We start from the raw sequence: 12,950 nt of genomic DNA, 5'->3' as shown, positions 1-12,950 counted from the left end.
GCGGGCTGCCGCCTGCACCTCCATGCCGCACCGAAGGGACACCACTTGGCGGAACCACTTGACCGCTACGATGCAGAACTTACTACGCCCGAGATGGTGATTCTGGAGCTGGACGCCAAGGATAAGACCGATGCCGCTGTCCAGCTGGCGAAACGGCTCCACGCTGCCGGACGTGTCTCGGACCTTGAGGGTTTCCTCCGCCACGTCAACGCCCGGGAACACCAGCTCGCTACGGGACTCCCCGGAGGAGTGGGACTGCCCCACGCACGCAGCGAGTTTGTGCAGCGGACGTCCATAGCTGTCGGAGTCACCAAATATGGCAGGTCTTTGGATTTCGGCGCCTCCGACGGCCCGGCAACGGTCATCTTGCTGATCGCTACACCGGCAAGTTCCTTCTCTGACCATTTGGAAGTCCTGGCCACTCTTGCGAGGTCACTGTCCAAGGAATCCTTCCGGGAGTCGCTTCGCCGGGCCTACGATCCCGAAGTCATTGCCGAGCTCATCAATTCCAGTCTCGTCTTCTTCGACCACTGAGGAACGGTTCAGCAGGGCGTCGGGATTCCAGCGCGTTTCGTTGTTCTACGCGGCGACGAAGTACGGTTAATGTGTGTTGAAAACTGCGCTCAAACCCCGCTGGATCTTAGGCCTGGTATTTGCCATCGCCGTTTCCGGCGTTTTTGTTCTCTTGAGCCAATGGCAGTTTGGCCGGTCCACCCAGGTGGAGGTTCCGGTTTCAACAGGGACGGAGGACGTACGTCCGCTGACCGCAACGCTGCAGCCGGGTACGTTTTTCCCCGGTTCAGTTGCGGACCAGATGGTCATTGCCAAGGGGAGCTACGACCCCCGGAAGCAGGTGTTGGTTCCAGGGCGGCTGAACAACGGGGCCACCGGCTATTGGGTGGTGAATGCCTTCGCTGTCCAGGATGCCCCGCTTCTGTCCGGTGCAGGGGCGTCGCCTCAAATGTGGATTCCGGTCGCCCGCGGTTGGGTGGCGGATCCCGCAGAGGTGCCGGCGCCGCCGTCGGGCGTTGTTGAACTGACGGGCAGGCTCCTGCCCTCCGAAGCCCCGTTGCCTAACACAGACGCCGGCCCCGGCCGGGCGACAGCCGTTTCGGTGGCGGAACTCATCAACGTCTGGGAGGTGAGCAGCTACCCTGGCTTCATGGCTGCCACCGTCGAAATGGCCGGAAGCTCCGACGTCAGCGCGGCGGCCGTATCCGGTGACCTGAAGCCCCTGAATATCGGTGCCCAGCCTCCGCCCCAGCAGGTCAATTGGCTCAATCTTTTCTACTCCGTGGAATGGGTCGTTTTCGCGGGCTTCGCGTTGTTCATCTGGTGGCGCCTTGTCAAAGACGACTACCGCAGAGGCCTTGAAGACGAATTCGACGACGACGGCGCCCTCCCGGAAGATGACGGGCATCATGCCCGCACCCAGCCCAGGCCCTCTGACCAAACCGCCAGTGCACCCGGACAACCTGCCGGCGCACCCGAACACCAGCCCAGCCCTTCTGAACAAAAGGTACAACCATGATCGAGCCCAAGCCCGCCATCCAGCCCCAATCTCCCAGCGGAGCCGGGTCAAAAGGTAAAAAGCGACGATTTGGCGGCACCGAGGCGCAGATCCGCTCCGCACTGAAGTTCTACAAGGTCCTCGCATACCTGACCGGCGCAATGTTGCTGCTCCTGTGCGCTGAACTGATCGCCCGCTACGGCTTCGGTCAGTACCTGTTTGCCGGCGGTACTGACGCAGTCACGGGGCAGCCCCATGGCTTCGGTTTCGCTGACGCCGAGCCGAAGGGCGTGGTGGAAGGCTTCAACGTCTCTGTAACTGTGCTCATTGTCCACGGCTGGATGTACGTGGTTTACCTCATGTCGAACTTCCGCCTGTGGTCCCTGATGCGGTGGCCGTTTATGAAGATGATCATCCTTGCGCTGGGCGGTGTGGTGCCGTTCCTTTCCTTCATCGTCGAGAAGAAGTTCCATGCTGAAGTGGAGGCAGAACTCGCTGCCAACCCGCAGGCGTCCAAGCGCTACTGATCCAGGCCCCCTGCACTGCTGACGCCGAGGGTGTGAGTTGCCTTACGTCCGGCCGCAGAAGGCGCGTAAGGCGGCTTCTCAAGGTGCGTCGGGGCAACAGCGCCAAGTACCCTAGGACAGTGACTACTCCCACTGCATCCCAGACTTCCCAGAAGCCGGTGCTGGTTGTTGACTACGGTGCCCAGTACGCGCAGCTGATTGCCCGCCGCGTCCGGGAAGCGAATGTGTATTCGGAAGTGGTTCCGCATACCTACAGCACCGAGCAACTGCTGGCCAAAAACCCAGCCGCCATCATCCTTTCAGGTGGCCCGTCCAGCGTGTACGCGGACGGTGCCCCGAGCGTCGGCGCCGATCTGTTTGAGGCCGGGATTCCCGTTTTCGGCATCTGCTACGGCTTCCAGGCCATGGCGAACGCCCTTGGCGGCAAGGTGGACAAAACAGGGCTGCGGGAATACGGGTCCACCCAGACAACCATCCTCGGTGAAGGCCGCTCCGTGCTGGAAGGGATGCCCCAGCACCAGAACACGTGGATGAGCCACGGCGACTCAGTGCACGAAGCGCCGGAAGGCTTCGAAGTACTGGCGACGACGGCTGGCGCTGAAGTTGCGGCGTTCGCCAATGAAGAGAAATGCCTCTACGGCGTCCAGTGGCACCCGGAAGTGAAACACTCCGCGTACGGCCAGCAGGTCCTTGAAAACTTCCTGTTCAAGGGCGCAAAGCTGCAGCCCAACTGGACCACAGGGAACATTCTTGAAGAGCAGGTTGACAGGATCCGGAAGCAGATCGGTGACGCCAGGGTCATCTGCGGACTCTCGGGCGGAGTGGATTCAGCCGTGGCGGCTGCACTGGTCCAGCGCGCGGTAGGTGATCAGCTCACCTGCGTCTTTGTGGACCACGGACTGCTCCGCGAGGGCGAAGCCGAACAGGTGGAACGCGATTTCGTTGCGGCTACCGGCGTCAAACTATATGTGGCCAACGAGCAGGAGCGCTTCCAGGCTGCGCTTGCCGGCGTCAGCGATCCGGAAACAAAACGCAAAATCATTGGCCGCGAATTCATCCGCGCCTTCGAAGAAGCTGAGCTGGCCATCATCGCCGAAGCTGCTGCTCACGGTGAGAAGATCAAGTTCCTCGTCCAGGGCACTCTGTACCCGGACGTCGTCGAATCCGGCGGCGGCGAAGGCGCAGCGAACATCAAGAGCCACCACAACGTGGGCGGCCTTCCGGAAGACCTGCAGTTTGAGCTTGTGGAGCCGCTCCGTGCCCTGTTCAAGGATGAGGTCCGCGCTGTAGGGGCCCAGCTTGGGCTGCCGCAGGAGATCGTGGGACGCCAGCCGTTCCCGGGGCCCGGGCTTGGTATCCGCATCGTGGGGGAGGTCACGAAGGAACGGCTGGACCTGCTCCGCAAGGCTGACGCCATCGCACGTGCAGAGCTTACCGCCGCCGGACTGGACAACGAAGTCTGGCAGATGCCGGTGGTTCTGCTGGCGGACGTCCGAAGCGTTGGTGTTCAGGGCGACGGCCGCACCTACGGTCATCCGATCGTCCTTCGTCCGGTTTCCTCGGAAGACGCCATGACCGCAGACTGGTCCAGGCTGCCTTATGAACTGTTGGCTAAGATTTCCAACCGGATTACCAACGAAGTCGAAGGCGTGAACCGTGTGGTGCTGGATGTGACCAGCAAACCCCCGGGAACCATCGAGTGGGAGTAGTCCTCTGAGTGGCCGGTCTCCAGCGGGAGGCCGGCCACTTTTTTGTCGGGATGGGCTAAAACCGTGCAATTTTGCCGGCCCCAGTGTTGCGGAGTCTCACAGGCGGTCAATTCCGGCTACGCTCGAAACTATGCCGGTATGGTCCAGGGCGTCACGCGCGAGCACAGAAAACGCGAGCATAGAAAAGAAGGCAGCAGTGTCAGTAGGGCAAGACAACCCAGAGGGCTCTGAGGAGTTCAGGAAATGGCTGTCGGGGCTCAAACCGGTAACCGGTGCAGACACAATGCTTCGTTTCACCAAGACCCCTGAAGGTTCCATCGACCTGACCAACGCCCATCCCTCAGGGCTTGCGCAACTGATGGCTGGGCGGCGGACCCGCTTGTCTACCCTGATCCGGGACCGCCAGCAGTACGTCGTGGCGGCCCGAGCCTCACGCAATCTCCGCTCCAAGATCTTTGAACTCGGCAATGATCGGGGAATCGACGCCGCCTACTTTTCCGCCGGAACGGTCGTGTGGACCTCGGCAGTGGGAGGCAAGCCCCAGCGGATCTCTGCGCCGGTGATGCTCACAGCCATCTCCCTCACCATCCGGCAGGGTGAAGATGATTACGAACTCCAGCTGACAGAACAAGCACAGATCAATCCTGCCCTTATCCGGCATCTCAAGAAGGTCCACGGCATTGTCTTCGATGTAAACGCCGTCACAAGAATGGCCTACAGCACCGCACGTTTTGATCCTCAGCCAGTTCTCGACCGGCTTGCAACCCTGGTGAAGCCCATTCACGGCGCCGAAGTAGAGCACAATCTCCTGGTCTCCACATTCGCTGACCTCTCCGGCAACCTGGATGATCCCTGGATCAATCCGAACAACGCCTTGGTGGCTGCGTTGGCAAAGGCCGCCGCAGGGGAGCCTCTGGATGTTCCCGCCCTCAAGGAAGACCGCTTTCCCCCGCTCGACGAGCGGGATCCGGCCAACGAACTGCTGCTCCTCGACGCAGACATGGATCAGCAGTACGTCGTGGACTCCGTGCGCGCCGGTGACTCGCTGCTGGTCAGCAGTCCGCCGGGCACCGGCCAGACGCAGACCGCCATCAACACCATCGGTGCGTTGGTTGACGAGGGCAAGTCCGTTCTTGTGGTGGGGGACAGGCGCGCCAGCCTTGGCGAAATATCCTCGAAGCTGGAGAGCCTGGCGCTGGAATCCATCCTTTTCCAACTCTCCGGCAATGCCGCCCCGCTGCAGCTGAAAGGCCAGTTGATCCGCGCCATCGTGCGGAACGAGAAGTCTCTCCAACCCCAGCTGGACAATCTTCACAAGACGCTGACTGAGCACCGCCATGCCCTGCAGGACCACGTTGCTTCCCTCCACAATGTCCGCCAGCGTTGGGGGTGCTCCCCATACCAGGCCATGCAGTCACTGGCTGAGTTAACGTCCATTCAGCCGGCTCCTGCTACTACCGTCCGGCTGAAGCGGAGCGTACTGGACAGCATCAGGGACCGTGCCGAACTCGCCGGCCGGCTCAAGCGTGCCGCCGAACTTGGCAGCTTCAGCCGTGCTTCCACCACCAGCCCCTGGCACGGGGCCCGTCTGGTGACCCGGAAGGAGACCGAAGAAGCCCTCGAAGTGGCCCGATCCATTGAGAAAAAGCTGCCGATGCTCCGGGACCGAATGAGGGATGTAGCCGAACATGCCGAAATCAGCCTGGGTTCCACATTCTCCGAGTGGGGGGCACAGCTCGAACTGCTGATGGCTGTCCGGGAGAGCCTGGACAAGTTCACCCCCGACATCTTTGACCGCCCAGTCCACGACCTTATTTCGGCTACCGCTTCCTCCGCCTGGCGACGGGAGCGGAGTATCGACATGCCCTCCATGCAACGGTCACGCTTGCGCCGGGTAGCGAAAGAATATGTACGCCCGGGCGTCCATATTGCCGACCTCCACAGCTCACTGGTGCTGGTCCAGGACCAGCGTGCTCTCTGGGCAAACTACGCCACAACCCAACGTCACCCTGCGGTGCCTTCAGGGCTGGGCGAAATGAATGTTATGTACCGGGGTCTTGAACGGGAACTGATCCAGCTTGGCACGGCCCTGGCCCACACGGCGGCCGGGGGCGACCTCCAAAACGCCCGGTACGAGGAACTGATGGAACGCCTCGAAAGCCTCGTGGCAGACAGCAGGACCCTCAAGACGCTTCCCGAGCGAACGCTGCTGATTGAAAACATGCGCGAACACGGCCTCGGGGAGCTCCTGACCGACCTTGCCGAGCGTGAGGTGTCCCCGGATGGTGTAGCTGCCGAACTCGAGCTCGCCTGGTGGCAGTCAGCACTGGAAGCCATGATCAGCGGCGATGACTACCTTGCTATGTCCGACGGAGAAGCCCTGCGCCAGCTTGAAGCAGAGTACAGGCTGGCAGATAACGCCCACATCGCCAGCGGCGCTGCACGGCTCCGGTGGCAGCTGGCCGAACGGTGGCGGGCTGGAATCGCACAGCACGCACGCCAGGCCGACCTCCTCAGAAGCCTGCTGAAGGACGGACGCATCACTTTGAGCGCCTTGACGGCACAGGCTCCGGACCTCGTGCCCATGCTCGTACCAGTGTGGTCGGTAAGCCCATATTTGCTGACCGGGCTCCTCCCCGTCGACCAGCGCTTCGATGCCGTTGTGATCCTTGACGCTGAAGCCACTTCACTGCAGGCCGTGCTGCCTGCCATTGCCCGCGCACGGCAAGTCATAGCTTTTGGAGATGACCAGATTGCCAGCCCACGGACGTTCACAGTAGGTGTTGAACGGCTGGCCGCCGGCGAAACACCCTTCCAAGGCGTTGAGAGCGCCTACACAGCACTTTCAGCGGTATTGCCGGTCACTCGGTTGCGTTCGGTGTACCGTGCGGTGGACGAGGACCTCGTGCTGCAGTTGAGCAAGAGCTTTTACGACGGCGAACTTCGCCGCCTGCCCGAGGGACAAGCTGCAACCGGCCTGGATCGTTCCTTGTTTGTGGAGTACCTTCCGGACGGAACGGGTCTGCCCAGCGCCGATCACGAAGGGGTGGAATCCGCGGCTGCAGAAGTCAACCGCGCTGTACAGCTTGTCTTCGAGCACGCACGCCTCCGTCCTAGGACCTCCCTGGCGGTGGTCACTGCAAGTCTTCGCCATGCAGCACGCATCGGTGAAGCCATCCGGCTGCAGCTGCCCAACTATCCGCTGCTTGCCAGCTTTTTCACCGCAGGGCCTGAATCATTCCGCGTGGTTGATTTGGAGCGCGCACAAGGCCTTGTCCGGGATCATGTCATCTTTTCCCCGGGCTATGGCCGGACTCCCCATGGGCGTGCGCTTCACACGTTCGGACCGTTGTCGGCCGAGGGCGGCAGTGCCAAGTTTGCCCTTGCCATGACCAGGGCCCGGAGGTCGATGCATGTCCTGAGCTGCTTCCGGCCCGAAGATCTGGATGTCAGCCGGTTGAGTTACGGAGCCCTCAACTTTTACGAATTGCTGAACCGCGAAATCGCCGGCAATACCGATCTGGGCACTCCGGCGTCGCGCGCCGCTGCCAGTGAGCAGGCCTTGGGAGCTGACCCTCTGGTCGCGGACCTCGGCGACCGTCTGCGGGCTCGTGGAGCAAGGGTCTGGCACCAGTACGACGGCGTTCTCGACGTTGTGGCCGCTGCGGATCCAATGAACACCATTGGGCAGGAAGACGCTGAGATACCGCGCCCTGTTGCCATCGAATCCGATGGCACCGAGCAGTACAGGCTTATGAGTGTCCGTGAACGGAGCCGGCTCCGACCGCAACTGTTGGAGCGGCTTGGCTGGAGGTATCTGTCGCTGTGGACTATTGAGGTCTTCACTGACCCTTCAGCCTGCGCAGACCGTATCGGAGGTTACCTGGGGTTGGAAAAGCCGATGGCGTCCTCCCGGTCAACAGCTGTGGGCTTCCTGGATGAAGACGTGGACGGCTTGTCACTGGACTCCGGGGCGATCAACCATGGGAGCACTGACCATGGAACGGCTGACCATGGAACGGCGGAGCATGGGACGATTGACTCTGCAACCACTGGCCGGGGAGCGACTGACCGCGGAGCGAACGCGGTTGCCCCGGATCGTGGGGGAGAGGAACGTCAGGCCATGAAACAGAACAATGAACCGCCGGTGCCCCAAAGGGCCAGCCAAAACTCCTCGGAGGCTGCTGCGGGTCGGGCGGCCGAAACCCGCAAAACCGAAACGGAGAGCGCGCCCAGCGAGGAACGGGGCACAGCCAGGCCGGTCCTGACCGGCGCGGCGTCGAGCGATGTCCTGCCCAATAAAGCCTCCGAAGATGATCCCCGCCGATGGGGAGATCAAGCGTCCGGGTACGACCACGATTCCTGGCTCAAGGAACAGAAGCCTCCCCACTGGGACTGATCTTTTGCCGGTCCGTACACAATGGCCGGAAGGTCAGCCCACCAGAACGAAGAACAGTTTTCCTTTCGTCGAAGCCCCGGCAAGGCGGCCGGCCTGGTCGGGGTTGGCTGTCACGACGATGAGACCGTCGGCGTCTTCATTTTCCAGCCATTGACCGGTCTTGCCGCCCTGGGCCGAGGTCCAGAGAACCGGTACGGATTCCGCCAGGACCTCGGACGAAGCCTGCTGCTCGTAGCCGTTCCCTCCGGTCAGGACCACGTTGATGAGTTGCCCGGGGGTGAGAAGCTGGATGGATGACTGATCCGCCAAGCGGAGCGGGACGGCTGCAGAACCGGGCGGCGCTCCGGTGAGGAGACCTGGTCCCACCAGGTGGGAATCGGCGAACAGTTGCCCCTTCCTCAGAGGTGCGGCCAGTTGTTTTCCCTTTAGCCCGGTGGAGTCCGTGAAGGACCCTTCCGGCAAGAGCTCCAAGGGAAGATGGACCTCCATAACGTCGTCAGGGCCAAGCGTCCTGCCTGTGGGAAGATCCTTGACGGCAGCCATGACACTCAGTGTCTGGGCAGGAGCAGGGGTGAGCTGTTGGACAGTGATGCCAGCTGCTGCACTGAGCAAAAGCGCTACGGCAAGCCGACGGTTCCTGTTGAGCCAGCCCAGCATTCTGCGTTGAGGTGAGCCCGAATGTGGCCCACTACGGGAGTTTCGCGAACGGGAACCACGAAAGTCTGGAGCGTTGGCACGGGCGGTTCCTCTAAGCGGCATACAGCCAAGCTACAGAGGGCCGAATGGCCTGAAAAAGAGTGGCTGGCGCCTATGTGGAAAACTGCTGCGGTTGTGGAATGCTCCTGCGCAGTTGACGACCTACCAAGCGAGCGTCAGCTGGCCGCGGCAGACGCTGGTGTGCTGGAAGAACCAGTGCTGGAACCGGTGGTTGAGGAGGCTGCGCTGGAGGAAGCGGTGCCCGAAGAAGCGGCGGCCGAAGTGCTGGCCGCTGCAGCGGTGCTCGGGGCAGAAGCCGCAACGCCGCCGGCCTTGGCGTCGCGGGAATCCGTCCGGTAGAAGCCGGAGCCCTTGAACACAACTCCGACACTGTTGAACTTTTTGCGCAAGGTTCCCTGGCACTCAGGGCAGGAGGTAAGGGTGCTGTCAGTGAATGACTGCACGATGTCGAAGGCGTGGCTGCAGTCCTTGCAGGCATATGCATACGTGGGCACTGAAATTCCTCCTCTTGGGCAAACGATCAGGTCCCGTGCTGCCTGGCGGATTTCCGTTTCCGGATGCCCGCCTTTAGCAGTCGCAGGGCCTGAGTGCTAATTCTATCATCCCGACGATTCGCGTCCATCACAGCTGGATGATCGCCGACGGCGTCAGGATGGAGCGGACTGGCTGGTCGAAGGCTTCGGCTGGAATGGAACCCGCTGCCAACACCTCGCTGTCATAAACAACCGCTATTCCGGGAACATTCCATCCACCCTCATTGAGGTCCGCCAGTAGGCGGTCGTAGTAGCCGCCGCCCTGCCCTATTCTGTTGCCCGCCCGGTCCACAGCCGTGGCTGGCAGGAAAATTCCCGCTGCGGAGCCAACAACACCTAAGCCATGCTGTTCCCCGATTGGCTCCTGTATCGGGGCGTATTTGCTTCTAGTGAACGCGGACTCGGGTGACCAGTAGACCCAGCTCAATCTGCGCTCAGGTTGGCAGACCGGCAGCAGTATCCGGTTGCCGGCCGCGTGGAGCGCATTGATGAGGGGGAGAGTGGGCGGTTCCGTCCCAACTCCGAGGTAGGCGGCAAAGGTGGCCGATCCCGTTGTTCGCAATTTACCGGAAGCCAGCTGCTCCGAAACCTGCTGGTTGGCCCACGCCAGACCCTGGAGGGCGAGGTCATTGCCTGCCTGGTTTCGGTCATCTTCAGTCATGGCAGCACGTGCCATCCGATGCCGGGAACGCAACAGTTCTTTCACTGACATTGGAGTGCCTTTCAGTCCCCGCCACCGCTTCTACGTGGGCAACCGGAGCATTTGAATGATTACCCAATAACTGGCGCCTCCGTTAGATTAGTCCAGTGACTACCACCAACGCATCCGTCCGCAAGGCTGTCATCCCCGCCGCGGGTCTCGGAACCAGATTCCTCCCGGCAACGAAGGCAATGCCTAAGGAAATGCTCCCCGTCGTGGACAAGCCGGCCATTCAATACGTCGTCGAAGAGGCAGTCAATGTGGGCCTCAGTGACGTGCTGATGATTACGGGCAGGAACAAGCGCGCACTGGAGGATCACTTCGACCGGGTCCCGGCTCTTGAAGCCATGCTGGAGGCCAAGGGGGATACCACCAAACTGGAGTCCATCCAGGCAGCCAGCAACCTGGGCGACATTCACTATGTCCGGCAAGGAGATCCCAAGGGACTTGGGCATGCGGTCCTCCGTGCCAAACAACACGTCGGATACGAGCCCTTTGCCGTGCTCCTGGGCGATGACCTCATCGATGCCCGGGATGAACTGCTCAGCACCATGATCGAAGTACAGGCCAAAACGGGCGGCTCAGTTGTAGCGCTCATTGAGGTGGAACCTTCCCAGATCAGCTCCTACGGGTGTGCAGACATCGAGGAGCTTGACGGCGAGAGCTACGTCCGGGTCAAGCACTTGGTTGAAAAGCCCGAACCGCACGAGGCCCCCTCTAACCTGGCCTTGATCGGCCGTTATGTCCTCCACCCCGCCGTGTTTGAAGTGCTGGAAGGCACTGAGCCTGGGCGCGGCGGAGAAATTCAACTGACCGACGCCCTGCAGGAACTGGCTGCCGGCGACGCCGATGGCTATGGAGTCTACGGTGTTGTTTTCCGGGGCCGGCGTTACGATACCGGTGACAAACTGAGCTACCTGAAAGCCTGCGTGGAACTGGCCTGCGACAGCGAGGACCTTGGCCCCGGGCTTCGGGACTGGTTGCCTGACTTCACTGCCAGCCTGTCTAAATAGCTGTTGATGGGCAGTTCCATTTGGCCGGTGACGCTTAGCTGCGGCGAGCTCGTTCTGCGTCCCATCCGCTATCGGGACCGCAAGGAATGGACAGAGGTCCGTTCCCGCAACAGGGACTGGCTGGCTCCGTGGGAGGCTTCAAATCCGATGCCGGGCGGTCAACTTCCCAGCTACCGGCAGATGGTCAGATCGCTCAACATCCAGGCGGCCCAAGGAACTGCGCTGCCTTTTTTGATCACGGAGTGGAGTCCAGGTGTCCGCGAACCGGTGATTATCGGTCAACTGACTGTTTCGTCAATTGTTTGGGGATCTGCCATGATGGCAACCCTCGGTTACTGGGTGGACAGGTCCCATGCTGGAAGGGGGATTGCTCCCACGGCGGTGGCGATGGCCACTGACCACTGCTTCGGTACCCTGGGGCTCCATCGCATGGAAATCAACATCAAGCCTGATAATGGACCCAGCCTCCGTGTTGTCGAGAAGCTTGGTTTCCGGGATGAGGGGTATCGGCCACGTTTCCTCCACATCAATGGCGAATGGGCCGACCACCGGTCATTCGCCCTCACAACTGAAGAAGTTCCGGAAGGAATTCTCAACCGCTGGCTCCAAAACCGTCCCCGCTAGGATTCAGCTTCAAGAGACGAGGGAAGACGGCGGGACGGGTACAGCCGGAAATTGACCATTGATTTTGACACCGACCTGCGACACACCGTGGACAATGCAAGCCCGCTTCATCTATTGCTCATACCGTTTTGAGTGTGGACTTCCCTCTTAGCAGCTCAGTGATCCTTGTTATCGCTGTCGCGCTCTGGATTGTATGGGTTGCCCCCTATGTGCTTCGTAATGGCCGGCAGCAGCTCCAGACCGCCGGTGAGGCAGTTTTGGAACCCGTCGACGTCGAAATAACAGACCCCCAAGCCGGAACGGTCCTGAAAATGGCCGTCCAGCAGGAGAAAACCATGGACACCGTGCCCGGTACTGAATCCGCCAGGGGAGTAGCGCCCCGCGACTCGGAACGCCAGTCTGCGGTGCCTCCCAAACAGTTCAGGATCCGCTATGGCCGGTGCGCACTTGCGCTGATCGGAGTGATGTCCCTTCTGGCGGCGGCCATGTCCGGAGTCTTTCGTCTTTTCGGTATCGGACCTGTCTGGTTGCCATTTACTGCTCTGGCAACGGCCGTGCTGACAGTTGCTTTGCTTCGGCGGCTCGCGGTACGGGACCGGCGCGCCAAAGTGCAAGCTGCTTTCAGGTCCGCCATGAGTGCTCCCGGGCCGACTGGCCAAGGCAGGGACCGGGCCTCTGGAGACCCATCTGATGCCCCGACGAGCAATACGAAAACCCGCTCGGATGATGACATCCCTTTATTTGATGCCGAAGCTTCCCGCCCGCAGGTCAAACCGCTGACCGCATTGGAACTTCGGCAGGCTGCCTTGGCTGAAGCAGTGGCGTCAGGGGACCACAGCGTCCGGCGTCCGTTTATGTCGGCCGATGTGCCGGGTGGGCTGGGTTCCAGCTGGGAGCCCGTGGAGGTGCCGAAGCCGACTTATGTTGAGGCGGCCAAAGCTGAGCGCGCAGCGCCGGAACCCCTTGAACTGCCGGAGGCCCCCAAGGCAGCCGGAAAGCCTTCACTGAAGCAGGGCACGTCAGCTGCCCCTCCGGCACCACAGGCTAAGCAGCCAGTGACGAAGCCCCAAAGCGCACTGAGCAACCTGGATGACGTCCTTCAGCGCCGTCGCGCCTGATCAGCCTTCCGCATACTTTCTCGCGGCCGTTCTTAGCGGTGCAGTTCCCCTTTGACCCTTCCATTACAGGCTTGCCCGGCAAGCTGAGGACCAGCCTCTC

10 protein-coding genes and 1 pseudogene are annotated in these 12,950 nt (G+C 61.4%); 8 read left to right on the top strand and 3 right to left on the bottom strand.

Going from position 1 to position 12,950, the window contains the following annotated elements; translation table 11 throughout:
* Window positions 1-45: 45 nt before the first annotated feature.
* The 5 genes from M1D88_RS14780 (at window position 46) to M1D88_RS14760 (ending at window position 8,145) form a co-directional block, all read left to right on the top strand.
* Window positions 46-534, top strand: coding sequence for a PTS sugar transporter subunit IIA (locus M1D88_RS14780; protein WP_458111542.1), 489 nt, complete (start codon window positions 46-48; stop codon window positions 532-534).
* A 73-nt stretch (window positions 535-607) separates the two neighbouring features.
* Window positions 608-1,531 (top strand): SURF1 family protein, encoded by a 924-nt coding sequence (locus M1D88_RS14775; RefSeq protein ID WP_458111541.1) that lies wholly within the window; start codon window positions 608-610, stop codon window positions 1,529-1,531.
* On the top strand, window positions 1,528-2,037 hold the full coding sequence (locus M1D88_RS14770) for a DUF3817 domain-containing protein (protein WP_458111540.1): 510 nt from the start codon (window positions 1,528-1,530) through the stop codon (window positions 2,035-2,037). Before M1D88_RS14775 ends, M1D88_RS14770 begins: the two co-directional genes overlap by 4 nt.
* A 119-nt stretch (window positions 2,038-2,156) precedes the next feature.
* The gene (gene guaA, locus M1D88_RS14765) at window positions 2,157-3,746 is read left to right on the top strand and encodes a glutamine-hydrolyzing GMP synthase (RefSeq protein WP_247046415.1); all 1,590 of its coding nucleotides are present in this window, start codon (window positions 2,157-2,159) and stop codon (window positions 3,744-3,746) included.
* 196 nt (window positions 3,747-3,942) lie between these two features.
* Window positions 3,943-8,145, top strand: a complete 4,203-nt coding sequence (locus M1D88_RS14760; RefSeq protein WP_458111539.1) for an AAA family ATPase — start codon at window positions 3,943-3,945, stop codon at window positions 8,143-8,145.
* Window positions 8,146-8,178: 33 nt separating this feature from the next.
* On the opposite strand, the gene cpaB is transcribed toward M1D88_RS14760, so the two are convergent.
* The 3 genes and pseudogenes from cpaB to M1D88_RS14745 all read right to left on the bottom strand — a co-directional run bounded on the left by cpaB (window position 8,179) and on the right by M1D88_RS14745 (window position 10,107).
* Window positions 8,179-8,802: a Flp pilus assembly protein CpaB gene (cpaB, locus tag M1D88_RS14755; RefSeq protein WP_458111538.1), complete on the bottom strand. Its 624-nt coding sequence runs from the start codon at window positions 8,800-8,802 to the stop codon at window positions 8,179-8,181.
* Window positions 8,803-9,104: 302 nt separating this feature from the next.
* Window positions 9,105-9,356, bottom strand: a pseudogene (locus M1D88_RS14750) (FmdB family zinc ribbon protein); the annotation flags it as partial.
* Between the two features lie 127 nt (window positions 9,357-9,483).
* The gene (locus M1D88_RS14745; protein ID WP_458111537.1) at window positions 9,484-10,107 is read right to left on the bottom strand and encodes a 5-formyltetrahydrofolate cyclo-ligase; all 624 of its coding nucleotides are present in this window, start codon (window positions 10,105-10,107) and stop codon (window positions 9,484-9,486) included.
* A gap of 95 nt (window positions 10,108-10,202) precedes the next feature.
* Here M1D88_RS14745 and galU point away from each other — a divergent pair, with 95 nt between their 5' ends.
* The 3 genes from galU to M1D88_RS14730 all read left to right on the top strand — a co-directional run bounded on the left by galU (window position 10,203) and on the right by M1D88_RS14730 (window position 12,850).
* Window positions 10,203-11,108 carry a UTP--glucose-1-phosphate uridylyltransferase GalU gene (galU, locus tag M1D88_RS14740; RefSeq protein ID WP_458111536.1) on the top strand — a complete coding sequence of 302 codons (906 nt, stop codon included), beginning with the start codon at window positions 10,203-10,205 and terminating at the stop codon, window positions 11,106-11,108.
* A gap of 6 nt (window positions 11,109-11,114) precedes the next feature.
* A complete protein-coding gene (locus tag M1D88_RS14735; protein ID WP_458111535.1) occupies window positions 11,115-11,732 on the top strand; it encodes a GNAT family N-acetyltransferase in 618 nt (205 codons plus the stop codon).
* Between the two features lie 158 nt (window positions 11,733-11,890).
* Complete coding sequence (locus tag M1D88_RS14730; RefSeq protein WP_458111534.1) at window positions 11,891-12,850, top strand: hypothetical protein; 960 nt, start codon at window positions 11,891-11,893, stop codon at window positions 12,848-12,850.
* Window positions 12,851-12,950: the final 100 nt, after the last annotated feature.

This window comes from Arthrobacter sp. R1-13, from assembly GCF_054161475.1.
This window is presented reverse-complemented; position numbering and strand designations above follow the sequence as displayed.